Here is a 24929-nt window from a genome sequence, read left to right on the forward strand (position 1 = left end):
AAAAAAAGTAGTCTAGTTTACCAGTGCCTGCGAGGTGTCAAAAGAGAGCCGCAGGATTTTTTAGGCGCGGTGCCGTTACGATCGCAGGCGCCGCCTAGCGCGGATCGAGTCCCAGCACTTCGCAGACGCCGTTTTTTACCTGCCAGCGCAGGTTGAAATCCAGCAGGTGCACCGCATAAACCCGGCCATCCTCTTCCGCATGGCGGTAGGCTGGACGAGGATCCTGCGCCAGAACCTGGCGGATAAAGCGCGTCAGATGCGGGTAGTCCCGCTGCCGCAGGGCGATGTGCGCCTGTGCTTCGGAGCTGAAGACGACGGGCATATCGGCCGGCGGCGCCTGCTGGGCAAACCCTGCGCGCGCCTGCGGTTGGCTCTCGGCGAAGGGCAGGTAGGGCTTAATGTCCAGTACCGGAGTCCCGTCTACCAGATCCAGGCTGCCGAGCTGGAGTCGCACACCGTTGCGCGTCTCAATGCCGTGCAGTTCGACCAGAGACATTCCGATCGGGTTGGGACGGAAGGTGGAGCGGGTAGCGAAAACGCCCACGCGCGCGTTACCCCCGAGGCGCGGCGGACGCACCGTGGGGCGCCAGCCACCGTCCATGGTTTGGTGAAAGACAAAGATGACCCACAGATGGCTAAAGCTCTCCAGCCCGCGTACGGCATCCGGCTGATTATAGGGGGGCAAGAGCTCCAGCGTTCCTCCGCCGTCGCAGATCAGCCCCGGCTGACGCGGGATAGCGAATTTTTCCTTATAGGGTGAGCGGATGACGCCTATCGGCGCAAACTGAAAGTGGCTCATTGGGCTGAGGTTGCGATGCTAAGGGCGGAGCCGGTACAGGTGGCTTGGCGATAGCAGCCATGGCTCTGGCTAAGGATCTGGCAGCTGTGCAGCAGTACGGCGTTCGCCTTTAGCTGAGCGGCCTTATATAGCATGCGCTTACGCGCGGTAGTCAGGCTAGGGGCGCTATGGTGGGGGCGGGTCTGACAAACGCTGCCGCTGACTTCGCCGAGATCGCGAAAGGGTTTGCCGATCAGATCTTCAGCGCTCTCATACAGCGTAATCGGCGTCTGACGCGGCGCTACGGCGCGTGGCTTGGCGACGGTTTCCGGCGTTTTGTCTGCGGGCAGGGGCTTGATCGGGGCAGCCGGGCGAGACAGCAGAGAGCAGCCGCCCAGCGCAAGACTGGCCGTAAGCAGGCATAACGGTAATGCACGCATGGAAAATGTCCTGGGATTAATGGAATTGAGGAGTATTGAAACAATCTATAGCGCAAATGACAAGATGGGCAGAACGCCCATCTGGTCAAGCGGAGGGAGACTGCAAGAAATTACCAGCCTTTTACTGCCCCACCGTTAAAGATTTTGTTTGCTGCGTTATACACTTCATCAGACTGATAGGCCTGAACGAATTTTTTTACGTTCTCAGCATCTTTATTGTCTTCACGCGTGACGATCAGGTTAACGTAGGGGGAGTCTTTCCCTTCGACAAAGATCCCGTCCTTCGCCGGCGTCAGGCCAATCTGGCTGGCATAGGTGGTGTTAATGACGGCCAGTGCGATCTGATTATCGTCCAGGGAACGCGGCAGCTGGGGCGCTTCCAGCTCAACCAGCTTCAGATGCTTCGGGTTTTCAGTGATATCCAGCACCGTCGGCAGTAGGCCGATGCCATCCTTCAGCTTAATCAATCCTACGCTTTGCAGCAGCAGCAGGGAGCGACCCAGGTTGGTCGGATCGTTCGGAATGGCGATTTGAGCGCCGTCCTGAAGCTGGTCCAGTGACTTAATCTTTTTAGAATAGCCGGCGATCGGGTACACGAAGGTATTGCCGACCGCGACCAGCTTATAGCCTCGATCTTTAATCTGCTGATCGAGGTAGGGTTTATGCTGGAAGGCGTTGGCGTCAATATCGCCTTTGTTCAGCGCTTCGTTGGGCAGGACGTAGTCGTTAAAGGTCACCAGCTCGACGTTCAAACCGTATTTATCTTTGGCCACCTTCTGGGCGACTTCGGCAACCTGCTGCTCTGCGCCGACGATAACGCCGACCTTGATATGGTTAGGATCTTTCTCTTCCTGTCCACAGCCAGCCAGCGCCAGCGTGCCGAGTAATGTACCGACCAGTGCCAGGGACTTGAATTTCGTTGACATAGCATATCCTTCCGTATGTGATGTTGTGCTCTGCACGCTTGATTCTTTATTGTTTCCGTTGCTTATTTACGACTGATCGCCTTGACGATACGGTCACCGCTGAACTGGATCAAATACACTAAAACGACCAGCAATACTAATACCGTATTCATTACCGTCGCGTTGTAACCGATATAACCGTACTGGTAGCCGATCTGCCCGAGGCCACCGGCGCCGACTGCTCCCCCCATCGCCGAGTAGCCGACCAGCGTGATCAGCGTAATGGTCGCCGCGTTAATCAGCCCCGGCAGCGCCTCCGGCAACAGGATCTTGTTGACGATCTGCATCGGGGTCGCTCCCATTGCCCGCGCCGCTTCAATCAGGCCGCTTGGGATCTCCAGCAGGCTGTTTTCCACCATTCGGGCAATGAAGGGCGCAGCGCCGATGGTCAGGGGAACCAGCGCCGCCTGCAGGCCGATAGAGGTGCCAACGATCAGGCGAGTAAACGGAATCATCCAGACCAGTAGGATGATAAATGGGATGGAGCGAAAGATATTCACCAGCGCGGACAGCAGCTTATACAGCCGAGCATTTTCCAGAATTTGCCCCGGGCGCGAGGTGTACAGCAGTACGCCGACCGGCAGTCCGATGACAAAGCCAAAGAAACCGGAGACCAGAGTCATGACGACGGTTTCCCAGATGCCGCGAACCATTAACCACATCATTGCCTCAGACATAACCCAGTACCTCAACTTTCACGTGATGCTGTTCAAAAAAGGCGATAGCGGCTCGGGCATCGGCATCGTCGCCGTGTACTTCGGCCAACATAACGCCAAACTTCACTCCGCCGGCATAATCCATCTGGGAGCTGAGAATGCTGATGTCGACATTGAAACGCCGCACCGCCTGTGAAATCAGCGGCGCATCGACCGACTGGCCGGTAAACTCCAGGCGTAGCAACGGCTGGCTATCGGCGCCGCGGGTGGGCGTCATCCGCTTGGCGAAGTCATCCGGGATATCCAGATGCAGCGTGGCGTGGATAAACTGCTGGGCCAGCGGCGTCTTGGGATGCGAGAACACCTCGCCGACGCTGCCCTGTTCGATCAGCTTTCCCTGACTGATGACGGCAACCTGATCGCAGATACGCTTGACCACGTCCATCTCATGGGTGATCAGCAGAATGGTCAGCCCCAGGCGGCGGTTGATATCTTTCAACAGCTCCAGAATCGCGCGGGTGGTAGCCGGATCCAGCGCACTGGTGGCTTCGTCGCATAGCAGCACTTTGGGGTTACTGGCCAATGCTCGGGCGATAGCCACGCGCTGTTTCTGACCGCCGGAGAGGTTAGCGGGGTAAGCATCGCGCTTGTCTGCTAGACCGACCAATGCCAGCAGTTCGGTAACCCGGCGCGCGATCTCATCGCGCGGTACGCGATCCAGCTCCAGCGGCAAGGCGACGTTGCCATAGACCGTTCGCGAGGAGAGTAAATTGAAGTGCTGGAAAATCATGCCGATTTGGCGGCGCGTACGCGTCAGCTGTCCGGTGCTCATCGCCGTCAGATCCTGGCCGTCGACGCAAACCTGCCCCTGCGTTGGACGCTCGAGTAAATTGACGCAGCGGATCAGGGTGCTTTTACCCGCGCCGGATGAGCCGATTACGCCGTAAATCTGTCCGGCGGGCACGTGCAGCGACACATCGTCCAGCGCGCTGATACGGCGCTGTCCCTGCTGGAATACCTTGGTGATATGAGTGAGTTTGATCATTTTTATATTTTTTCTTCGCCGTGGCCTGGGCCGTCATCATCAGTGATTTGAGTCACGTTATACGCTGGAGTGGATGTTAAGGCGTCTAGACGTCTAAGTCAACCGGTGAACGGTCAGTATGGCACGCTCTTTTTTCCGTGGAAACGTGCGATACTGTGCGCCGATTTCTCGTTTTAAGGAGTAATAGGTAAATGGCCCAGCAGATTCCTGCCATTTTTCTCGATCGTGACGGCACGATGAACGTCGATCACGGCTATGTACACGACAGCGACGACTTTCAGTTTATTGATGGCGTGATTGACGCCATGCGCGAACTGAAGGCGATGGGGTTTGCCCTGGTGATGGTGACCAACCAGTCCGGCATCGCCCGCGGGATGTTTACGGAGGATCAGTTTATGCACCTGACTGAGTGGATGGACTGGTCACTGGCCGATCGCGGCGTGGATCTGGACGGTATCTACTATTGTCCGCATCACCCGCAGGGTACGGTGCCCGAATACACACAGGCGTGCGACTGCCGTAAACCCCAGCCAGGCATGCTGCTGGAGGCACAGCGTTTTCTGCATATAGATATGGCGGCCTCATATATGGTCGGCGATAAGCTGGAGGATTTACAGGCGGCGCAGGCGGCCGGCGTGGGAACCAAGGTTCTCGTGCGCAGCGGTAAACCCCTGAGTGCGGACGGCGAGGCGTTGGCGGACATTGTGTTGGATAGCCTGGCGCAGCTACCGCAGGCGATTAAAGCCCGCCAGTAGTCGTTTATTTCTCCGCTTTGGTCGAAAATGGTGCAGGTGATAAAAAAGTTGAAATTAAGACTTGTCTCGTCGCGAGAAGTCCCTATAATGCGCCTCCACTGACCGGGAACAACGACCAACTCGTCGCCCAGTCAGGCAGAGAAAGCAAAAATAAATGCTTGACTCTGCGGGTGAAAAGCGTAATATGCGCAGCCCACGCCGGTGATAACTCAACGGGTTTTCACGGCGACGCTCTTTAACAAATTATCAGACAATCTGTGTGGGCACTCGCAAGATTCGTATTAAGCATTCCTCGGAATGCCAAAATATTTAAAGTCTTGAAGAGTGACAGCAGTTAATTCATTGCGAATAAACAGTTTAATTTCTTTGAGCATCAAGCTTTTAATTGAAGAGTTTGATCATGGCTCAGATTGAACGCTGGCGGCAGGCTTAACACATGCAAGTCGAGCGGTAGCAGGGAGAAAGCTTGCTTTCTCCGCTGACGAGCGGCGGACGGGTGAGTAATGTCTGGGGATCTGCCTGATGGAGGGGGATAACTACTGGAAACGGTAGCTAATACCGCATAACGTCGCAAGACCAAAGTGGGGGACCTTCGGGCCTCATGCCATCAGATGAACCCAGATGGGATTAGCTAGTAGGTGGGGTAATGGCTCACCTAGGCGACGATCCCTAGCTGGTCTGAGAGGATGACCAGCCACACTGGAACTGAGACACGGTCCAGACTCCTACGGGAGGCAGCAGTGGGGAATATTGCACAATGGGCGCAAGCCTGATGCAGCCATGCCGCGTGTATGAAGAAGGCCTTCGGGTTGTAAAGTACTTTCAGTAGGGAGGAAGGTGTGAACGTTAATAGCGTTCACAATTGACGTTACCTACAGAAGAAGCACCGGCTAACTCCGTGCCAGCAGCCGCGGTAATACGGAGGGTGCAAGCGTTAATCGGAATTACTGGGCGTAAAGCGCACGCAGGCGGTTTGTTAAGTTGGATGTGAAATCCCCGGGCTTAACCTGGGAACTGCATCCAAGACTGGCAAGCTAGAGTCTCGTAGAGGGAGGTAGAATTCCAGGTGTAGCGGTGAAATGCGTAGAGATCTGGAGGAATACCGGTGGCGAAGGCGGCCTCCTGGACGAAGACTGACGCTCAGGTGCGAAAGCGTGGGGAGCAAACAGGATTAGATACCCTGGTAGTCCACGCTGTAAACGATGTCGATTTGGAGGTTGTGCCCTTGAGGCGTGGCTTCCGAAGCTAACGCGTTAAATCGACCGCCTGGGGAGTACGGCCGCAAGGTTAAAACTCAAATGAATTGACGGGGGCCCGCACAAGCGGTGGAGCATGTGGTTTAATTCGATGCAACGCGAAGAACCTTACCTACTCTTGACATCCAGCGAATCCTGTAGAGATACGGGAGTGCCTTCGGGAACGCTGAGACAGGTGCTGCATGGCTGTCGTCAGCTCGTGTTGTGAAATGTTGGGTTAAGTCCCGCAACGAGCGCAACCCTTATCCTTTGTTGCCAGCGGTTCGGCCGGGAACTCAAAGGAGACTGCCAGTGATAAACTGGAGGAAGGTGGGGATGACGTCAAGTCATCATGGCCCTTACGAGTAGGGCTACACACGTGCTACAATGGCGTATACAAAGAGAAGCGACCTCGCGAGAGCAAGCGGACCTCATAAAGTACGTCGTAGTCCGGATTGGAGTCTGCAACTCGACTCCATGAAGTCGGAATCGCTAGTAATCGTGGATCAGAATGCCACGGTGAATACGTTCCCGGGCCTTGTACACACCGCCCGTCACACCATGGGAGTGGGTTGCAAAAGAAGTAGGTAGCTTAACCTTCGGGAGGGCGCTTACCACTTTGTGATTCATGACTGGGGTGAAGTCGTAACAAGGTAACCGTAGGGGAACCTGCGGTTGGATCACCTCCTTACCTGAAAATACGAAATTGTGTAGTGCTCACACAGATTGTCTGATAGATGTTCGAGCAAACGCGTCTGCGAAGCCGACCCTTGTGTCCCCTTCGTCTAGAGGCCTAGGACACCGCCCTTTCACGGCGGTAACAGGGGTTCGAATCCCCTAGGGGACGCCATTTGCGGTATCGGGTGAAAGACGGTGCCAACAGTATTGCAAAACGGACTTACGAGTCATGTTTGCAATATTTTGCTCTTTAACAATCTGGAACAAGCTGAAAATTCGAAAACAATCGAATTGCTTTTAATAAGTGATTCGAGAGTCTCTCAAATGCTTACAGCACGAAGTGAAACATCTTCGGGTTGTGAGGTTAAGTGACTAAGCGTACACGGTGGATGCCTAGGCAGTCAGAGGCGATGAAGGACGTGCTAATCTGCGATAAGCGTCGGTGAGCTGATATGAAGCATTATTAGCCGGCGATGTCCGAATGGGGAAACCCAGTGCAATCCGTTGCACTATCGTTAAGTGAATACATAGCTTAACGAGGCGAACCAGGGGAACTGAAACATCTAAGTACCCTGAGGAAAAGAAATCAACCGAGATTCCCCTAGTAGCGGCGAGCGAACGGGGAAGAGCCCAGAACCTGAATCAGTTTGTGCATTAGTGGAAGCGTCTGGAAAGTCGCGCGATACAGGGTGATAGCCCCGTACACGAAGGTGCACAGCTGTGAGTTCGATGAGTAGGGCGGGACACGTGTTATCCTGTCTGAATATGGGGGGACCATCCTCCAAGGCTAAATACTCCTGACTGACCGATAGTGAACCAGTACCGTGAGGGAAAGGCGAAAAGAACCCCGGCGAGGGGAGTGAAATAGAACCTGAAACCGTGTACGTACAAGCAGTGGGAGCATCCTTCGGGGTGTGACTGCGTACCTTTTGTATAATGGGTCAGCGACTTATATTTTGTAGCAAGGTTAACCGAATAGGGGAGCCGTAGGGAAACCGAGTCTTAACTGGGCGTCTAGTTGCAAGGTATAGACCCGAAACCCGGTGATCTAGCCATGGGCAGGTTGAAGGTTGGGTAACACTAACTGGAGGACCGAACCGACTAATGTTGAAAAATTAGCGGATGACTTGTGGCTGGGGGTGAAAGGCCAATCAAACCGGGAGATAGCTGGTTCTCCCCGAAAGCTATTTAGGTAGCGCCTCGTGAACTCATCTTCGGGGGTAGAGCACTGTTTCGGCTAGGGGGTCATCCCGACTTACCAACCCGATGCAAACTACGAATACCGAAGAATGTTATCACGGGAGACACACGGCGGGTGCTAACGTCCGTCGTGAAGAGGGAAACAACCCAGACCGCCAGCTAAGGTCCCAAAGTCATGGTTAAGTGGGAAACGATGTGGGAAGGCATAGACAGCCAGGATGTTGGCTTAGAAGCAGCCATCATTTAAAGAAAGCGTAATAGCTCACTGGTCGAGTCGGCCTGCGCGGAAGATGTAACGGGGCTAAACCATGCACCGAAGCTGCGGCAGCGACGCTTAGGCGTTGTTGGGTAGGGGAGCGTTCTGTAAGCCGTTGAAGGTGGCCTGTGAGGGCTGCTGGAGGTATCAGAAGTGCGAATGCTGACATAAGTAACGATAAAGCGGGTGAAAAGCCCGCTCGCCGGAAGACCAAGGGTTCCTGTCCAACGTTAATCGGGGCAGGGTAAGTCGACCCCTAAGGCGAGGCCGAAAGGCGTAGTCGATGGGAAACAGGTTAATATTCCTGTACTTGGTGTTATTGCGAAGGGGGGACGGAGAAGGCTAGACCGGCCGGGCGACGGTTGTCCCGGTTTAAGCGTGTAGGTGTGATGACCTGGCAAATCCGGTCATCTTTAACACTGAGGCGTGATGACGAGGCACTACGGTGCTGAAGTGGTTAATGCCCTGCTTCCAGGAAAAGCCTCTAAGCTCCAGATAACACTGAATCGTACCCCAAACCGACACAGGTGGTCAGGTAGAGAATACCAAGGCGCTTGAGAGAACTCGGGTGAAGGAACTAGGCAAAATGGTGCCGTAACTTCGGGAGAAGGCACGCTGGCATGTAGGTGAAGTCCCTTGCGGATGGAGCCGAAGCCAGTCGAAGATACCAGCTGGCTGCAACTGTTTAATAAAAACACAGCACTCTGCAAACACGAAAGTGGACGTATAGGGTGTGACGCCTGCCCGGTGCTGGAAGGTTAATTGATGGGGTCAGCCGTAAGGCGAAGCTCTTGATCGAAGCCCCAGTAAACGGCGGCCGTAACTATAACGGTCCTAAGGTAGCGAAATTCCTTGTCGGGTAAGTTCCGACCTGCACGAATGGCGTAATGATGGCCAGGCTGTCTCCACCCGAGACTCAGTGAAATTGAACTCGCTGTGAAGATGCAGTGTACCCGCGGCAAGACGGAAAGACCCCGTGAACCTTTACTATAGCTTGACACTGAACATTGAACCTTGATGTGTAGGATAGGTGGGAGGCTTTGAAGTGTGGACGCCAGTCTGCATGGAGCCGACCTTGAAATACCACCCTTTAATGTTTGATGTTCTAACCTGGCCCCGTGATCCGGGGTAGGGACAGTGTCTGGTGGGTAGTTTGACTGGGGCGGTCTCCTCCCAAAGAGTAACGGAGGAGCACGAAGGTTAGCTAATCCTGGTCGGACATCAGGAGGTTAGTGCAAAGGCATAAGCTAGCTTGACTGCGAGAGTGACGGCTCGAGCAGGTGCGAAAGCAGGTCTTAGTGATCCGGTGGTTCTGAATGGAAGGGCCATCGCTCAACGGATAAAAGGTACTCCGGGGATAACAGGCTGATACCGCCCAAGAGTTCATATCGACGGCGGTGTTTGGCACCTCGATGTCGGCTCATCACATCCTGGGGCTGAAGTAGGTCCCAAGGGTATGGCTGTTCGCCATTTAAAGTGGTACGCGAGCTGGGTTTAGAACGTCGTGAGACAGTTCGGTCCCTATCTGCCGTGGGCGTTGGAAGATTGAGAGGGGCTGCTCCTAGTACGAGAGGACCGGAGTGGACGCACCGCTGGTGTTCGGGTTGTGATGCCAATTGCATTGCCCGGTAGCTACGTGCGGAAAAGATAAGCGCTGAAAGCATCTAAGCGCGAAACTTGCCTCGAGATGAGTCTTCCCTTGGACCTTGAGTCCACTGAAGGAACGTTTAAGACTAAGACGTTGATAGGCTGGGTGTGTAAGCGTAGCGATACGTTGAGCTAACCAGTACTAATGATCCGTGAGACTTAACCTTACAACACCGAAGGTGTTTTTAGAGAGACGAATTTAGCTTGTTCAAGATTGGAACCGATGGCCAGTGATGGCGGTTGGTGAAACAGAATTTGCCTGGCGGCGATAGCGCGGTGGTCCCACCTGACCCCATGCCGAACTCAGAAGTGAAACGCCGTAGCGCCGATGGTAGTGTGGGGTCTCCCCATGCGAGAGTAGGGAACTGCCAGGCATCAAACAAACGGAAAGACCCCATGCGCAAGCATGGGGTCTTTTTGTTTATCTATCGTTTTATAGCCTAATCCCGCTGCACGATGTTAGATGCGCTTATCGTAAATGGCAGCATACTAAGTTATATGGATGTCAGAATTTAAGCCTCAGTAGGTTATCGATGTGGTTCGCCGATGGGGAAGACGGTGCAGTTCGCTACGCGAAAGAGAGTAGGATAAACGCGTTAGCGTTTGAACGTCGCGAGCGACGGCCCGCAGGGTGGTTCACTTAGTGAACCATAAACTGCCAGGCATCAAATAGACGGAAAGATCCCATGCGTAAGCATGAGGTCTTTTGTTTATCGGGCTGTTGTCGGGCAGTGGGCGACTCCCGAGGCGAACCGCGGCGCCGGCCGTGTATCTGAATGCCGCATGCGCTGGCCCGCCTTAAGGGATCTTCTTATCGCCGCCGTTTTCTGCAGGTGCGGATGGCGTAGGAGATTGTGCCGGAGGGCTAAACCATTTCTCCTGGCTGACCCATATCGCCTCCTTAGGCTGCATGACAAAGTGCGGAGACATAATTTGGACGCCAAAGCGGTTAAATACATCCAGAATATGGCCGTGCAGCGTGCTTTTTACCTGTGCCGGCGTCGCTCCCGCGACAATCTCTGCCCGTAGCTCATAGCTGACATACCAGTCCTGCAATTCGTTCTGCCGGATCGCGGGTTCGACATCGTGCTGTATTCCCTCGGTTTGCTGCAGCGCCAGTAGCAGCATGGCGTGAACTTGACGCCAGGGAACATCGTAGCCGATGGTGACCCCGGTACTGATAATAATCCCGCCGTGAGCGGCGTGGGTACTGAGATTGACGATCTTGCCGCTGGCGACGACGGCGTTGGGGATCGTGACGTCAAAGCCTTCGCGGGTTTTCAGCTTGGTCGCCAGTATGCCAATATCATCAACAAAGCCGTCATACTCCCCTATGCGAACATAGTCCCCCTGGTGCAGGGCGCGTGAATAGATCAGGACCAGGCCGCTCATGGCATGGCTGACCAGACCCGCCGAGCCCAGCGTGATCATCAGTCCAAAAAAGACGCTGACGCCCTTGAACGCCAAGGTATCGGCGCCGGGGAAGAACGGGTAGGCCATCGACAGGGCGAACATCCAGATGATGACGCTGAGTAGGCGGCGGGTAGCCTTGATGGTATCCGGGTAGAGTCCCGGCAGCCTGAGGCGCCCGCTCTCCACCTGGCGGAACAGCAGGCGCAACAGGCGCTGGATCAGTAGCGCGATCGCGGCGATCGCGGCCAGGCTCAACAGATCCGGCAGCGCGGCGATCAGATCCTGTAACAGCTGTGCCGCCGCTGCCAGGCTAAAGCGATGAAGCGAGTAGCCCCAGTAGCGCGTGGCGGGAAATAGTTTTAAGGCCCATACCAGCCAGATATAGCTCGCAATGGCGCATCCCAGCAGCAGGAGTGCCGCTGATATGCGGCGCTCAAGGCTGCCAACGTAGCTGCGTAGGCGATAGGGAACCCAGCCGCGATGCTGCATGATGAGGATATCGAAATGGCTGCGGATCCGTTTTTGCACTCGCCGCGCTAGCCACAGCAGCGCCAATAGCAGCGCACTGCCGCCGGCGAATCGCAGCGCCGCGAGCGCCAGATAGTGCGTCGAATGCTGCTCTATCAACGCCCCGCGCAGATTTTCCAGCCGCTGCTGTATGCGCTCTGCCGCCTGATCCAACGACAGGTCGTCGCCAACGTCCAGATCCTGCTGGGCTAGCAGCAGCAGCGGTTTTCCATTGATAGAGAACAGGCGCACCGGCTGACCATAGCGCTGAGTCGGGGTGATCTGCACCGGCGACAGCAGATCGCCCGGCGCGATCTTCTGCAGATCTTGCGCCGCCTGTTTGACCCGCTCCTCCGGCGTCGCCAGGCCAAAGTGAGCCTGCAGCATCACGATCGGCTGCTGTAGGATAGTGACGGTGCGGGCCTGCTCGGCCTCGTCCGGCGCCAGGCGTGGCTCGGCGGCGCTAAGGGCTGCGCCCCACATTAGTGACAACAGCGGCAGGATAACGCGCAGGAGACGAACCATCGCATCTATCTCGGTGACGTTCAGATGCTATGAGTATAAGCGCGGCCTGTGCAAAGCGTGCGGCGGGAGATAAAAAGGCCTCCGGAGTGGGAGGCCATGAGATGGGCGTTACAGAATGCGGCTGATGAGGCGATCGACGCGAATACGGCGCAGGCGGCGGATCAGCTTGCGCACTTTCAGCGGATATTGCTGGATGGTTTCCAGATCCTCATAGCTACGCACGGCCTGGGTATGACGGCGGATACACTCCAGTTCGTGCTGACGCTGATGCTGGATCTCGCCCTGCGGATCGTGGATTAAAATCGCATTCTCCAGATCCAGACGCCAGGCGCGCGGATTGAGATTGTTGCCGGTGATCAGCTGCCAGCGATCGTCGACCCACATGCCTTTCAGATGATAGGTATTGTCATCGTCGCGCCACAGGCGCACGGTCAGCTGCCCGTTATCGAGGTAGGGCTGGAGCCGGCTGATAAAGCGCCGCAGGTTGATCTCATACAGATAGGGCAGTGCGCCGATGATCTTGAATGGCTCTTCTTCCGGAATAAAGAAGTCATTGGCCTTCTTGTCCCCGACGATGATTTCAACCTGTTTTCCCTGGCGCAGCAGAAAGATAATATCGCGCACCAGCGGGGCTGGCAGGTTGAAATAGGGAGTACACAGCGTGAGCGTCCGCTCAGTGCTGCAGATAAGGTGGTGAATGGTCTTATTCAGGATATTCTGCTTACCCAGACCGGCCAACGGCGTCACCGCCAGCTCTTCGTTCCCAGCCTCTGCCGGCACCTGATAGCCACTATCGCGCAGCGCATGGCGGAACTGGCGGGTTTCATTACGGATCTCCGGGCTTTTGGGGCGATCGCAGCGATCCAGACGCTGTACCGCGGGGTTGCTCAGCAAGGTGGACTGAACAAATTGGCACATAACCCCGGCCAGGCGCGGATTTTGGATAAAGTGGTAGCGATCGTAGCGGTACTTGTCATGACGGTGCAGGTAGACATCGTTCAGGCTGGCGCCGCTGTAGATCACCCGATCGTCGATGATAAAACCTTTTAGATGCAGTACTCCCAGAGCCTCGCGCGTGTTGACCGGCACGCCATAGATCGGCACGATGACATCAGGGTATTCGCTGGCCATCCGGCAGTACCAGTCAGCATTGGTGTTGCTGGCCTCTGCGCCGATGCGGCCGCGCTGTGCCCGGTGCCAATCGACCAGAACGAAAATCTCCAGCTGCGGACGCTGCCGTTTAGCCTGATAGAGCGCATTTAACACGTCCCGGCCGCCATCGTCATTTTCCAGGTACAGCGCTACCAGATAGATCCGCTGAGTTGCCTGGCCGATGGCCTCCAGCAGCGCCTGACGGAATGCCGCTGGCGAAAACAGCGTTTCTACCTCACCGACCTGTTGCGGGAGTTTGGGCAGTTGAGCAAGGTGTTGTTGATGTTTGGCTCGCTTAAATTTGGACAACATCACAGTGCGCTTCTTCTCTTGTCGTAGTGCAGCGCGGGCGGTTGCACACGCTCAGTTTAACCAACGGAATCGGACGATAATAACACTAGTTTTATCCCGTTGCGTATGTTTTGCCACGATTTGTCGAAATTGTCTCAGCATTTTTCGCTGTCTGGCAGCGTACTGTCCGACAGCGATAGTGAAAGATTGACTATCCCGTCCTCCAGCAGAATTTCCACCTGAAAGCCGATTTTACGCGCCAGCGCGATCATGCCGCGGTTGGTTGGCATGGTGATGCCCTGTAGACGTCGTAGCTGGCGCTGACGCGCATAGCGGATCAGTTTATCCAGCAGGATAGAGCCTAAGCCCAGGCCGTGACGATCGCTGCGCACCAGCACGGCGAATTCTGCGTCGGTATTATCGGGGTCGATCAGCGCGCGGGTGACGCCGAGGATCTCCTCGCCCTGCGGCGTGGACTGTACCGCGACGAATGCCATCTCCCGCTCGTAGTCGATCTGGGTCATCTTAGCGAGATCTTCATGGGTAAACTCATTGATCTCACTGAAGTAACGATAGTAGAGGTCCTCTTTGCTGACGCGCTGGATAAACTGCTGAAGCAGGGGCTCATCCTCCGGGAGGATCGGGCGCAGCAGGGCGTCGCCGCCGTTTTTTAGCCGGATGGACTCCTTAAGCCGGTACGGATAAGGACAGATGGCAAGCCGGGTTGGTGCCGCGTGCCGATCGAGTAGCTGCAGTGAGACATCCAATAGGGTGAAGGTGCTCCCGCAGGCCAGCAGCGGATGAATTTCCAGACGCTGGATCGTTGGACAGTCGACGATCAGGTGGGATACCTGCACTAGCACCTGACTGAGCCCGGCGATATCCAGATCGGCCAGCGGCGCGCGCCGCCGAATATGGCCGCGCTTTTGCGCCTGGACTATCAGGTAACGGGCTAGGTTCATATTCAGCGGGGGGAGCGCCGCCGCGGCATCCCGCTGGGCATCCCACTCGGCGCCGCCTTCACCCAGCAAAATCAGCGGGCCGAAGACGGCGTCGTTCTCCACGCAGATACGTAGCTCCTGCGCCCCGATACGGTTGGCCGTACCCTGTACCAGAAGCCCTAAGATCCGCGCCTGGGGATAGGCCTGACGGGCTCGGTCGAAGATCGCATTGGCGGCCTGCTCGACCTCACGCGCGTTGCGCAGATAGAGCATGACGCCCTGAACATCCGAGTTATGGGCGATATCGGGGGAGCGCAGCTTAAGGGCGACGGGATAACCGATGCGCTCGGCGATATGCACCGCTTCGGTACTGTCGTTGGCTATCCAGCCCGGCAGGGTATCCAGGCCGTAGCAGGCCAGAATATCGCGCACCTCATGGGTATCGAGGCGGGTGACGCCGTCGGCCTGCGCCTGTGCCAGCAGACGATGAGCCAGCGCGGTATTGGCCGGCAGACTGGCGGGCAGGGCCGGGGTTTCCATCAGCTGCCGCTGGTTGCGCCGGTATTCAACCATGTGCATAAAGGCGGTGACCGCCCCCTCGGGGGTGCGATAGGTCGGAATGCCCGCCTCGCTGAAGAGACGGCGGGCCTCTTGAGAAGTGTTTTCTCCGCTCCAGTTGGTCATCAGCGTCACATGGCGGGCTCGCGGGTGTGCGCTCAGCGTTTCGATCAGGGCGCGAGCGGTTTCGGTTGCCGGCGCAGTCGCGCTGGGTGCGTGCTGGATCAGCAGCGCATCGTAACAGCGGCTGTCGAGCAGGCGCTGTAGCGCGGCCTGGTAGCGGGCCGGCGTAGCATCGTCGCGCAGATCGATCGGACCCTGTAGGTAGGTCTCTGCCGGCAGCGCCGCGCACAGCGCGCTGTGCAGCGCATCATCGCACGGGGCGGGATGGCCACCGCGGCGCTGTAGCTCATCCAGCGCCATGGCGATCGGGGCGGCGCCGTTGCCGACGATCAGCAGCCGCTCTCCGCGCAGGGGATGCATATGGCTGAGGGTTTCTACCGCGGAAAACAGCTCGTGGGTATTTTGCACCCGCAGCAGCCCGGCGCGCTGAATGGCGGCGTCGTAGGCGATATCGAGCCCCGCCGCCTCGCCTAGCACGCGTCGCGCCTGCGGAGTACGCCCGCTTTTAATCACCAGGATCGGTTTGTTGCGCGCCGCGCTGCGCGCGGCCGACAGGAAGCGCCGCGCATCGTGCAGGTGTTCGAGATAGAGCAGGATCGCACTAGTTTTAGCATCCCGCGCCAGATAGTCCAGCAGCTCGTCGACGTCGGTGTCCAGGCTATCGCCTAGCGCTACAAAGAGAGAGAAGCCGATCTCACGCTGGCGAGCCCAGTCGAGAATGGTGTTAGATACCGCCGCTGACTGGGAGATAAAGGCCAGGCGCCCTGGCAGGATCGGTACCGGGGAGAAGCTGGCGTTAAGCTTTTGCCAGGGCGCCAGCAGCCCCAGGCTGTTGGGGCCCAGCAGTCGTACACCGTAGCGTAAGGCGAGGCTGCGTAGCGCGTCGGCCTGTGAGGCTGGGGAGGCGATGACGATGGCGGCTCGGCAGCCTTTCGTGCCCAGTTCGGCGATCAGGGCCGGGGTTCGCTGGGCGTTGGTACATAGGATGGCCAAATCCGGCACACAGGGTAAGTCGGCGATCGTCGGGTAGGCCAGCACGCCGCAGACGGCCTGATAGCGCGGTGTCACCGGCATTATCGGGCCGGGGAATCCTCCATTGAGCAGATTCAGCATAACCAGATGGCCGTTGCGTCCCGGCTGATTGGAGGCGCCGATGACGGCGATGGATTTGGGGCGTAACAGGGATTCGAGACTGCGTTGGCTCATGCCATCCTCCTGTGCGGTTTACCCAGCGGCTGATCGCGGCGAAATGCGCCAGATGGCATGATTCTAGAGGCTTTACTCCACGGCTGCAGCGACGGGCACCTGAGGGTGCGATTTACCTAGCAAATATTGCTGACGGAAATGGTGAAAGTGCTGCAGCAGTCCCTGCGATGCCAGCCGATCGTCCGCCAGCGCCAGCAGCGCAGCGGCGACTTCGGCGGTGCAGTACTGTTCTGGGCGATGAGCTTCCCGTAGAAGATAGCCGGGTGCCTGTGCCATGTTGATGGAGAAGACCGGGAACCTGTCCAGATAGGGGCTTTTGCGGAACATTTTGCGCGCCTCCGGCCAGGTGCCGTCCAGCATGATAAACAGCGGGCGGCGCTCATCGTGTCGTACCTCGGTGACGACGCGCTCTGGCTCAGCGTAGCTTCCCGGGAAGACCACGTATGGCTGGTAGGCAGGGTCATCGAGCAGCTGCAGCAGCTGCGGATCCGGCTGCGTCCTGGACCAGCCGTAGGCCAGGGTATCCGGCAGGACATCGGCGATCAGACGCCCGGTATTGCTGGGCTTCAGCGGCTCGGTATCATACATCATCAGGCAAAAGCGGCTATGGGCCGGGTAGCTGGCCAGCGTATCGCACAGGCAGTGGATCTGCGGTAGCAGGCAGCGCTGGCAGCGCTGCACGCGGCAGCCGCGTGCGTGAAATGGACGGGTTGACTGGCTCAGGCGCGCGGTGCGTAGGCGCAGTACGGCATTGGCGGACATGGTGTTCTCAGGGGTGAGCAAAACCGCTATTTTAAACAAGCCTCGTCACCGGGTACAGCGTCAAACGGCCCCGCGCGTGGGCCGTTTGGTTGATCTTGGGATCAGGCCTGCTTGGCCAGCTGCTCATCCAGCCAGGCTTCAAACGGCGCCTGGGGCATCGCGCCATTGAGCATATCTACGCGTTGGCCGTTGCGGTATAGCATGATGGTCGGGATGCTACGAATGCGGAAACGGCTGCTCAGCGCCGGCTGATCCTCGGTATTCACCTTGATACAGCGCACTTCGCCAGCCCGCGCCGCGGCGACGGCGGCGAAGACGGGGGCGAATCCCTGGCAGGGGCCGCACCACGGCGCCCAGAAGTCGATCAGTACCGGCAGGTCATCCTGCAACAGTTTATCCAGCGTCTCTTCGCTGGCGTTGACGATGGCGCCGTCAAACAGGGCATGGCTGCAGCGGCCACACTTTGCCTGTTCGCTGCGGCGATCGTCGGGAATACGGTTGGTTGTATGACAGGCGGGACAGACAGTGTTCATGATTATCCTCAGACATAAAACGGCGAAACTACAGTCGGGACATCCTCTGGCGTTTCAGCTAGGTTAAACATTATTGTGCTGTATGATGGGGACCACAATCAGATTTACCCAATGACTATAATAGATAGCAGCTTTTATGCTTGGCATATGGCAACGCGTACTCACATCAGGTAATCTTCGCGCCTTGCGCGTAGGTGGAGAAAGTAATGAGCGACTCTTTGAATGGTAAAAACGGTAAAGTAAAAGTGATGTATGTTCGCGACTCGGACGCTGCCGATGATCGTCAGTCGCGTGCCCCCGCGAAGGGTCGTCCGGGTGCGCGCGGCGACCGCAGCCGCAGCGATCGTAATGACCGTGGCGATCGCAGCCGCAGCGATCGTAATGACCGTGGCGATCGCAGCCGCAGCGATCGTAATGACCGCGGCGACCGCAGCCGCAGCGATCGCAGTGACCGCGGCGATCGCGCAGCCCGTCCGGCGCGCAGTGAGAAGGGCGGCGGTGATCGTTCACCGTGGCGTACGGTCTCTCTGGGCGATAACGGTGGCGTAGGCGCTGAAAGCGATCACGGCGGTATCAGCGGTAAAAGCTTTATCGATCCGGAACAACTGCGTCGTCAGCGCGCCGAAGAGACGCGAGTATATGGCGAGAATGCCTGCCAGGCACTGTTTGCGAGCCGTCCGGAGGCCATCGTTCGTGCCTGGTTCCTGCAGGCCGTAACGCCGCGTTTCCGGGATGCCCTGCGCTGGATGGCGGCTAACCGCAAGGCTTACCATGTGGTGGACGATGCCGAGCTGACCAAGGCGTCGGGGACCGATCATCACGGCGGCGTGTGTTTCCTGATTAAAAAGCGTCGCTCTCTTGATGCGCAGCAGTATCTGGCCAATCAGGCAGAGGATGCTGTGGACTGCGTGCTGGCGTTGGAGAATGTGGCCAACCCTCATAACCTGGGCGGCATTATGCGCACCTGTGCGCACTTTGGCATCCGCGGGATCATTGCCCCGGAGAGCGCTGCGCTGGAGTCTGGCGCAGCCGTTCGTACCGCCGAGGGCGGCGCGGAGCACGTACAGGCGATCGACGCTGAGGATTTTTCTGCGACGCTGGATACCTTCCGTCGCGCCGGCTATACCATTGTGACGACCTCCAGCCATAAGGGGACGACGCAGCTGCACCGTGCGACGCTGCCGGCGAAAATCGTGCTGGTGGTAGGGCATGAAGGCGATGGCTTGTCTGACGGCACGCTGCAGCAGGGCGATCTGAGCATCTCTATCGGTGGCACTGGCAGCGTTGAAAGCCTGAATGTGTCAGTTGCCACGGGGATTATGTTGGCCGAATGGTGGCGACAGAATGCGCGTTAATTGACGTGACCTGCATAAAAAAGGCCGGATATTCCGGCCTTTTTTCTTGGTTTGCGATGAGTTGCGACGCTTACTCTTCCAGATCGCCGCAGAAGCGGTAGCCTTCGCCGTGGATAGTGGCGATGATCTCCGGTGTGTCCGGCGTGGATTCGAAGTGCTTGCGAATACGGCGGATCGTGACGTCGACCGTACGATCGTGCGGCTTCAGCTCACGGCCGGTCATCTTCTTCAGCAGCTCGGCGCGAGACTGAATCTTGCCCGGATTCTCGCAGAAGTGCAGCATGGCGCGGAACTCGCTGCGTGGCAGCTTGTACTGCTCGCCATCGGGGCTGACCAGCGAGCGGCTGTTGATGTCCAGCTCCCAGCCGTTAAAGCGATAGAGCTCAACGCTTTTACGCTCTTCGGTTCCGCTGCCCAGGTTCATGGTGCGGGAGAGCAGGTTACGGGCACGGATGGTCAGTTCACGGGGGTTAAACGGTTTGGTGATGTAATCATCGGCGCCGATTTCCAGGCCGAGAATTTTGTCCACTTCGTTATCGCGACCGGTCAGGAACATCAGCGCGACATTTGCCTGTTCACGCAGTTCGCGCGCCAGTAACAGGCCGTTTTTCCCAGGCAGGTTGATGTCCATGATGACCAGATTGATGTCGAACTCAGACAGAATCTGATGCATCTCGGCACCATCATTGGCTTCATGAACGATATAACCTTCCGCTTCGAAAATACTTTTTAACGTATTACGAGTGACGAGTTCGTCCTCGACGATCAGAATGTGCGGGGTCTGCATGTTTTGCTACCTAAAATTGCCAACAAATAGAAAAATAGGGGGTGTACAGCAGTCCGGGAACCCAGAACACCAAATTATGGGCGGCTTAACCGCGGGGCTCTAGTGACTACGGTACGTAAACTCGTTCTTGATGCACTTTCCATCAACGTCAACAACATCGCTAGGTTGGTCAGGGGGTGTCACTCCCTACAGCCCCGGTGGTGCCAAAAGCGGCGCACATCCTAACCCTATTAACAGCAATATAACAGCGCATGCGTCAAATGCCACCTAACAAAACTATCCTTTGTTGACATATATCAAGTCCAATTGTAGCACGTTAACAGATTTGTGAAAAACACTTACAAGTTTGCGTGCTTAATGACTATCTCCCGGAGATCTTCTCCCCTTGCTGCCCGCACGGCGGTGATAGCGTATTCGCGGCTATTTTTAATTTTTATTGTAGCTTAACTGTATGAATATAATGATAATGCTGCAGCGTTTTCTGCGAAATTTACGTTTGGCCATCAATTGCTGGAAATTTTTAAGAAGAACGTTATTTAACAAACTGAAACGTTATTTTTTGTTAAAAATGTGTAACTAAAAGCGGCGTGGAAAAATGATGTCTCGCGGGGTAGAGTGTGCGCCTAAGTAACAAAATGGGCTCTAAGCATGCAAATTCATATCGTCCTGGTCGCTCCGGCCAGAGCTGAAAACGTGGGGGCTGCGGCGCGCGCGATGAAAACCATGGGGTTTACCTCGCTGCGCATCGTGGACAGTCAGGTGGACGGCGAACCGGCGGCGCGCTGGGTTGCGCACGGCGCCGGTGATATTCTGGACGGTGCTCGCCACTTTGATACCTTGGCGCAGGCGCTGGAGGATGTTGACTTTAGCGTCGCGTCGACGGCCCGCAGCCGCGCGCGCTTTCACTACTATTGCACGCCGCAGGAGCTCTGCACGATCTTGCAGGAGAAGCAGCGCTGGATGGCCAGCTGCGCGCTGGTGTTTGGCCGCGAGGACTCCGGCCTGACCAACGATGAGCTGGCGCTGGTGGACTTGCTGACCGGGGTGCCGATGGCGGCGGATTATCCGTCGCTCAACCTGGGGCAGGCGGTGATGGTGTTTTGCTATCAGCTCTCCTCGCTGATGCAGGTACAGGCGGCCCAGGCTCCTGCGGCGCAGGAGGAGCAGTTGGCCGCGCTGCGCGCCCGTACCGATCGTCTGCTGACGACGCTGGGCGTCGACGGGGATACCAAGCTGAGCGACTGGCTGGATCAGCGCATCGGTCTGTTGGCCCAGCGCGATACCGCAATGCTGCACCGTCTGCTGCATGATATCGAATCCGCGCTGGAAAGGTCCGTGCCAGGTAAGAAAATGTAAAAAGGGTAATAATGGGAAGTTATGGCCATTTTTTATTGTTATATCGTGATGATCTGGCGAACCCCCATTGTTTTATTCTTTGAATTTCTATTATTTAGATATTCATGCTGTATAAAATTGACTGAGATCGGTGTCGCAAAATAGAAAACGATTGACTCCGCGCTGGCTTTGCTTTAACCAATATAGGGCAGACACAGGAATTTAATTGGACAGACGATGCGTAACTTCAGCCTGAATATCACCACAACAATTACCACCACCGGAACCACAGGTAACGGGGCGGGCTGACGCATACAGAAAAGTGAAAACGAAAAAGCCCGCACCTCACAGTGCGGGCTTTTTTTTCGGCCAAATTCGGAGAGAGTCAGATGAGAGTATTAAAATTCGGTGGCACGTCGGTCGCCAACGCGGAGCGGGTCTTCAGCGTTGCCGATATTTTGGAGAGTAAGGCCTCACAGGGACAGGTCGCCGCCGTGCTTTCCGCCCCGGCCCGTATCACCAACCATCTGGTTGCGCTGATTGAACGCACCATCGCTGGGCAAGATATCCAGCCGATACTCGGCGACGCCGAGAAGATTTTTAGCGATCTGATCGATGGCTTAGCCCTGGCGCAGCCGGGCTTCGACGCCGCGCCGCTGCGTCTGCGGGTGTCCCAGGAGTTTGGCCAGATCCGTCAGGTGCTGCACGGCATCGCCCTGCTGGGTCAGTGTCCGGACGGCGTCAACGCGGCGCTGATTTGCCGCGGAGAGGCGCTCTCCATCGCGATCATGGCGGCGCTGCTGCGGGCGCGCGGACGTCCGGTGACCGTGATCGATCCGGTCAACAGCCTGCTGGCCCGCGGTGGCTATCTGGAGTCCAGCGTCGATATCGCGGAGTCCGCCCGCCGTATTGCCGCCCAGGTGATCCCGACCGACAGCCTGATCCTGATGGCGGGCTTCACCGCCGGTAACGAGCGCGGCGAGCTGGTGGTGCTGGGGCGCAACGGCTCAGACTATTCGGCGGCGGTGTTGGCCGCCTGCCTGCGCGCAGAGTGCTGTGAGATCTGGACGGACGTTGACGGCGTCTATACCTGCGATCCGCGTCTGGTTCCAGACGCCCGTCTGCTGGAGTCGATGTCCTACCAAGAGGCGATGGAGCTCTCCTACTTTGGCGCCAAGGTGCTGCACCCGCGCACCATTGCACCGATCGCCCAGTTTCAAATCCCCTGCCTGATCAAAAATACTGCCAATCCACAGGCGCCCGGCACCCTGATCGGCGCGCAGCGCCGCGCCGACGACGCGCTGCCGGTGAAGGGGATCACCCATCTGAACCATATGGCGATGCTCAACGTCTCGGGCCCGGGGATGAAGGGGATGGTCGGCATGGCGGCGCGGGTCTTCGCTGTGATGTCGCGCAGCGGTATTTCCGTGGTGTTGATAACCCAGTCCTCCTCTGAATACAGCATCAGCTTTTGTGTACCGCAGGGGGAGCTGGCGCGGGCCTGCCAGGCGCTGCAGGATGAGTTCTTCCTGGAGCTTAAGGATGGCCTGCTGGAGCCGCTGGATGTTATCGAGCATCTGGCGATCATCTCGGTGGTCGGCGACGGTATGCGGACCCAGCGCGGCATCTCGGCCAAGTTCTTTTCGGCTCTGGCGCGGGCGAACATCAACATTGTCGCGATTGCGCAGGGCTCCTCTGAGCGCTCGATCTCCGTCGTGGTGAACAATGATGCGGCGACGACCGCCGTGCGTGTGACGCACCAGATGCTGTTCAACACCGATCAGGTGATCGAGGTGTTTGTTATCGGCGTGGGCGGCGTGGGGGGCGCGCTGCTGGCGCAGATTGAGCGTCAGCAGGCCTGGCTAAAAAGTAAGCATATCGATCTGCGGGTGTGCGGCATCGCGAACTCCCGAGCGCTGCTGACCCATGTACACGGTATCGATATGGCGAACTGGCGCGGGGCGCTGGAGCAGGCCTCGCAGCCGTTTAACCTGGGGCGCCTGATGCGCCTGGTGAACGAGTATCACCTGCTGAATCCGGTGATCGTCGACTGTACCTCCAGCCAGGCGTTGGCCGATCAGTACGCTGACTTCCTCGGTAATGGTTTTCACGTGGTGACGCCGAATAAAAAGGCCAATACGGCTTCCCTGGATTATTACCGCCTGCTGCGTCAGAAGGCGGCGGGCAGCCAGCGCAAGTTTCTCTACGATACCAACGTCGGGGCCGGGCTGCCGGTGATTGAAAACCTGCAAAATCTGCTGAGCGCCGGCGATGAGCTGCAGCGGTTCTGCGGCATTCTCTCCGGTTCGCTGTCGTTTATCTTTGGCCGCTTGGAGGAGGGGGCGACCTTCTCACAGGCAACCCGTGAAGCGCGTCAGCTGGGCTATACCGAACCGGATCCGCGTGACGATCTCTCCGGCATGGACGTGGCGCGCAAGCTGCTGATCCTGGCACGTGAGGCGGGATATGCCCTGGAGCTGGACGATATCTGCGTCGAGCCGGTGCTGCCGGCGGCGTTCGATGCCCGCGGTGACGTCGATACGTTCCTCGCCAATCTGGCGCAGGCGGATGACGCGTTTAGCGCGAGGGTCGCCGCTGCGCAAGCGCGTGGCTGCGTGCTGCGCTACGTCGGCGAGATCGATCAGGGGCGCTGCGCGGTGCGCATTGCGGAGGTGGACAGCGATGATGCGCTGTATAAGGTTAAAAATGGCGAAAACGCCCTGACGTTTTACAGCCGTTACTATCAGCCGCTGCCGATGGTGCTACGCGGCTATGGCGCGGGTAACGATGTCACCGCCGCCGGCGTCTTTGCCGATCTGCTGCGGACCTTGTCATGGAAGCTGGGAGTTTAACATGGTGAAAATATATGCGCCGGCCTCCATCGGCAACGTCAGCGTCGGTTTTGACGTCCTGGGCGCCGCGGTAACGCCGCTGGACGGCACGCTGCTGGGCGACTGCGTCAGCGTGGAGGCCAGCGACCGTTTTGCGCTGCACTGCCGCGGACGCTTCGTCGACAGTCTGCCGGCAGCCGCTCAGGAGAACATTGTCTATCAGTGCTGGCAGCGCTTCTGTGAGGTGACGGGGCGCGAGCTCGCCGTCGAGATGGTGTTGGAAAAGAACATGCCGATAGGCTCAGGCCTCGGCTCGAGCGCCTGCTCCGTGGTGGCGGCGCTGGCGGCGCTGAACCGTTTTGCCGGCGATCCGCTGGATGCCCAGCGGCTGTTGACGCTGATGGGAGAGCTGGAGGGGCGTATTTCCGGCAGCGTCCACTATGACAACGTCGCGCCCTGCTATCTGGGCGGTCTGCAGCTGATGCTGGAGGCGCAGGGGATCATCAGCCAGCCCGTGCCCTGCTTTGACGACTGGCTGTGGGTGATGGCGTATCCCGGGATCAAGGTCTCTACCGCCGAGGCGCGCGCCATCCTACCGCCGCACTACTCACGCGGCGACTGCGTGCGCCACGGCCGCCATTTGGCGGGGTTCATTCATGCCTGCCATACCCGCCAGCCGTCGCTGGCCGCGGCGCTGATGCAGGATGTGATCGCCGAACCCTACCGCTGTGGCCTGCTGCCGGGCTTTGCCGATGCCCGCCGGGCCGCCGGTGAGCTGGGCGCGTTGGCCTGCGGGATCTCGGGCTCCGGCCCGACGCTGTTTGCCGTCTGCGATGATCCGGCGGCGGCGCAGGCGGTGGCGCAGTGGCTAACGCAGCACTATCTGCAGAATGAACAGGGCTTTGTTCACATTTGCCGTTTGGACACGGCGGGCGCACGACAACTGGGATAAACC

17 protein-coding genes, 1 tRNA gene, 3 rRNA genes, 1 pseudogene and 1 other annotated feature are annotated in these 24929 nt (G+C 57.7%); of the genes and pseudogenes, 11 read left to right on the forward strand and 11 right to left on the reverse strand.

Features of this window, described 5'->3' with window-relative positions; all coding sequences use genetic code 11:
* Window positions 1–94: 94 nt before the first annotated feature.
* The 5 genes from tsaA to metN form a co-directional block, all read right to left on the reverse strand.
* Window positions 95–799: a tRNA (N6-threonylcarbamoyladenosine(37)-N6)-methyltransferase TrmO gene (gene tsaA / locus ETEE_RS10525; protein ID WP_034162753.1), complete on the reverse strand. Its 705-nt coding sequence runs from the start codon at window positions 797–799 to the stop codon at window positions 95–97.
* Window positions 796–1218, reverse strand: coding sequence for an Rcs stress response system protein RcsF (gene rcsF, locus ETEE_RS10530; RefSeq protein WP_034162752.1), 423 nt, complete (start codon window positions 1216–1218; stop codon window positions 796–798). The genes tsaA and rcsF overlap by 4 nt, the downstream gene beginning before the upstream one ends.
* A 110-nt stretch (window positions 1219–1328) precedes the next feature.
* Window positions 1329–2144, reverse strand: a complete 816-nt coding sequence (locus ETEE_RS10535; RefSeq protein WP_034162751.1) for a MetQ/NlpA family lipoprotein — start codon at window positions 2142–2144, stop codon at window positions 1329–1331.
* 62 nt (window positions 2145–2206) lie between these two features.
* The gene (locus ETEE_RS10540; RefSeq protein ID WP_015460910.1) at window positions 2207–2860 is read right to left on the reverse strand and encodes a methionine ABC transporter permease MetI; all 654 of its coding nucleotides are present in this window, start codon (window positions 2858–2860) and stop codon (window positions 2207–2209) included.
* Window positions 2853–3884, reverse strand: coding sequence for a methionine ABC transporter ATP-binding protein MetN (metN, locus tag ETEE_RS10545; RefSeq protein WP_034162750.1), 1032 nt, complete (start codon window positions 3882–3884; stop codon window positions 2853–2855). The genes ETEE_RS10540 and metN overlap by 8 nt, the downstream gene beginning before the upstream one ends.
* Before the next feature lie 191 nt (window positions 3885–4075).
* Between metN and gmhB the strand changes: the two genes are divergently transcribed.
* From gmhB to rrf, 5 genes are all read left to right on the forward strand, one after another.
* Window positions 4076–4639, forward strand: a complete 564-nt coding sequence (gene gmhB, locus ETEE_RS10550) for a D-glycero-beta-D-manno-heptose 1,7-bisphosphate 7-phosphatase (RefSeq protein ID WP_034162749.1) — start codon at window positions 4076–4078, stop codon at window positions 4637–4639.
* 382 nt (window positions 4640–5021) lie between these two features.
* Window positions 5022–6565: ribosomal RNA gene (locus ETEE_RS10555) — 16S ribosomal RNA — on the forward strand.
* Between the two features lie 83 nt (window positions 6566–6648).
* Window positions 6649–6724 (forward strand) — tRNA-Glu (locus ETEE_RS10560).
* A gap of 190 nt (window positions 6725–6914) precedes the next feature.
* Window positions 6915–9822: ribosomal RNA gene (locus tag ETEE_RS10565) — 23S ribosomal RNA — on the forward strand.
* Window positions 9823–9913: 91 nt separating this feature from the next.
* Window positions 9914–10029: ribosomal RNA gene (gene rrf / locus ETEE_RS10570) — 5S ribosomal RNA — on the forward strand.
* The 16S, 23S and 5S rRNA genes sit together here with 1 tRNA gene alongside, the layout of an rRNA operon.
* Before the next feature lie 424 nt (window positions 10030–10453).
* Here rrf and ETEE_RS10575 read toward each other — a convergent pair.
* From ETEE_RS10575 to trxC, 5 genes are all read right to left on the reverse strand, one after another.
* Window positions 10454–12100 carry a mechanosensitive ion channel family protein gene (locus ETEE_RS10575; protein WP_034163054.1) on the reverse strand — a complete coding sequence of 549 codons (1647 nt, stop codon included), beginning with the start codon at window positions 12098–12100 and terminating at the stop codon, window positions 10454–10456.
* A gap of 108 nt (window positions 12101–12208) precedes the next feature.
* Window positions 12209–13564 (reverse strand): CDP-diacylglycerol--serine O-phosphatidyltransferase, encoded by a 1356-nt coding sequence (gene pssA / locus ETEE_RS10580; protein ID WP_034163055.1) that lies wholly within the window; start codon window positions 13562–13564, stop codon window positions 12209–12211.
* Window positions 13565–13698: 134 nt separating this feature from the next.
* Window positions 13699–16371: a bifunctional acetate--CoA ligase family protein/GNAT family N-acetyltransferase gene (locus tag ETEE_RS10585; protein WP_034163056.1), complete on the reverse strand. Its 2673-nt coding sequence runs from the start codon at window positions 16369–16371 to the stop codon at window positions 13699–13701.
* 72 nt (window positions 16372–16443) lie between these two features.
* On the reverse strand, window positions 16444–17133 hold the full coding sequence (locus ETEE_RS10590; protein WP_034163057.1) for a tRNA-uridine aminocarboxypropyltransferase: 690 nt from the start codon (window positions 17131–17133) through the stop codon (window positions 16444–16446).
* A 101-nt stretch (window positions 17134–17234) separates the two neighbouring features.
* On the reverse strand, window positions 17235–17666 hold the full coding sequence (gene trxC, locus ETEE_RS10595; protein WP_034163058.1) for a thioredoxin TrxC: 432 nt from the start codon (window positions 17664–17666) through the stop codon (window positions 17235–17237).
* A 206-nt stretch (window positions 17667–17872) separates the two neighbouring features.
* On the opposite strand from trxC, the gene ETEE_RS10600 reads away from it, so the two are divergent.
* Complete coding sequence (locus ETEE_RS10600; RefSeq protein ID WP_034163059.1) at window positions 17873–19021, forward strand: tRNA/rRNA methyltransferase; 1149 nt, start codon at window positions 17873–17875, stop codon at window positions 19019–19021.
* A gap of 70 nt (window positions 19022–19091) precedes the next feature.
* Here ETEE_RS10600 and arcA read toward each other — a convergent pair whose 3' ends face one another.
* Window positions 19092–19808: a two-component system response regulator ArcA gene (arcA, locus tag ETEE_RS10605; protein ID WP_034163060.1), complete on the reverse strand. Its 717-nt coding sequence runs from the start codon at window positions 19806–19808 to the stop codon at window positions 19092–19094.
* A 102-nt stretch (window positions 19809–19910) separates the two neighbouring features.
* Here arcA and yjjY point away from each other — a divergent pair.
* The 5 genes and pseudogenes from yjjY to thrB all read left to right on the forward strand — a co-directional run bounded on the left by yjjY (window position 19911) and on the right by thrB (window position 24926).
* Window positions 19911–20053, forward strand: a pseudogene (gene yjjY, locus ETEE_RS21885) (YjjY family protein).
* 403 nt (window positions 20054–20456) lie between these two features.
* Complete coding sequence (locus ETEE_RS10610) at window positions 20457–21164, forward strand: tRNA/rRNA methyltransferase (protein ID WP_034163061.1); 708 nt, start codon at window positions 20457–20459, stop codon at window positions 21162–21164.
* Window positions 21165–21380: 216 nt separating this feature from the next.
* Window positions 21381–21452, forward strand: a complete 72-nt coding sequence (gene thrL / locus ETEE_RS22335; RefSeq protein ID WP_071818548.1) for a thr operon leader peptide — start codon at window positions 21381–21383, stop codon at window positions 21450–21452.
* Window positions 21394–21510, forward strand: a sequence feature (Thr leader region). Its footprint overlaps the gene before it by 59 nt.
* A 22-nt stretch (window positions 21511–21532) precedes the next feature.
* Window positions 21533–23995 (forward strand): bifunctional aspartate kinase/homoserine dehydrogenase I, encoded by a 2463-nt coding sequence (thrA, locus tag ETEE_RS10615; protein WP_034163062.1) that lies wholly within the window; start codon window positions 21533–21535, stop codon window positions 23993–23995.
* A 1-nt stretch (window position 23996) separates the two neighbouring features.
* Window positions 23997–24926 carry a homoserine kinase gene (thrB, locus tag ETEE_RS10620; protein ID WP_015460917.1) on the forward strand — a complete coding sequence of 310 codons (930 nt, stop codon included), beginning with the start codon at window positions 23997–23999 and terminating at the stop codon, window positions 24924–24926.
* The last annotated feature ends 3 nt before the right edge of the window (window positions 24927–24929 follow it).

It is taken from the genome of Edwardsiella anguillarum ET080813 (assembly GCF_000264765.2).
Classification (GTDB): domain Bacteria; phylum Pseudomonadota; class Gammaproteobacteria; order Enterobacterales; family Enterobacteriaceae; genus Edwardsiella; species Edwardsiella anguillarum.

Coding starts and splice junctions, on each gene's coding strand:
- tsaA (WP_034162753.1), bottom strand. CDS start 799: ATGAGCCACTTTCAGTTTGCGCCGATAGGCGTCATCCGCTCACCCTAT.
- rcsF (WP_034162752.1), bottom strand. CDS start 1,218: ATGCGTGCATTACCGTTATGCCTGCTTACGGCCAGTCTTGCGCTGGGC.
- ETEE_RS10535 (WP_034162751.1), bottom strand. CDS start 2,144: ATGTCAACGAAATTCAAGTCCCTGGCACTGGTCGGTACATTACTCGGC.
- ETEE_RS10540 (WP_015460910.1), bottom strand. CDS start 2,860: ATGTCTGAGGCAATGATGTGGTTAATGGTTCGCGGCATCTGGGAAACC.
- metN (WP_034162750.1), bottom strand. CDS start 3,884: ATGATCAAACTCACTCATATCACCAAGGTATTCCAGCAGGGACAGCGC.
- gmhB (WP_034162749.1), top strand. CDS start 4,076: ATGGCCCAGCAGATTCCTGCCATTTTTCTCGATCGTGACGGCACGATG.
- ETEE_RS10575 (WP_034163054.1), bottom strand. CDS start 12,100: ATGGTTCGTCTCCTGCGCGTTATCCTGCCGCTGTTGTCACTAATGTGG.
- pssA (WP_034163055.1), bottom strand. CDS start 13,564: ATGTTGTCCAAATTTAAGCGAGCCAAACATCAACAACACCTTGCTCAA.
- ETEE_RS10585 (WP_034163056.1), bottom strand. CDS start 16,371: ATGAGCCAACGCAGTCTCGAATCCCTGTTACGCCCCAAATCCATCGCC.
- ETEE_RS10590 (WP_034163057.1), bottom strand. CDS start 17,133: ATGTCCGCCAATGCCGTACTGCGCCTACGCACCGCGCGCCTGAGCCAG.
- trxC (WP_034163058.1), bottom strand. CDS start 17,666: ATGAACACTGTCTGTCCCGCCTGTCATACAACCAACCGTATTCCCGAC.
- ETEE_RS10600 (WP_034163059.1), top strand. CDS start 17,873: ATGAGCGACTCTTTGAATGGTAAAAACGGTAAAGTAAAAGTGATGTAT.
- arcA (WP_034163060.1), bottom strand. CDS start 19,808: ATGCAGACCCCGCACATTCTGATCGTCGAGGACGAACTCGTCACTCGT.
- ETEE_RS10610 (WP_034163061.1), top strand. CDS start 20,457: ATGCAAATTCATATCGTCCTGGTCGCTCCGGCCAGAGCTGAAAACGTG.
- thrA (WP_034163062.1), top strand. CDS start 21,533: ATGAGAGTATTAAAATTCGGTGGCACGTCGGTCGCCAACGCGGAGCGG.
- thrB (WP_015460917.1), top strand. CDS start 23,997: ATGGTGAAAATATATGCGCCGGCCTCCATCGGCAACGTCAGCGTCGGT.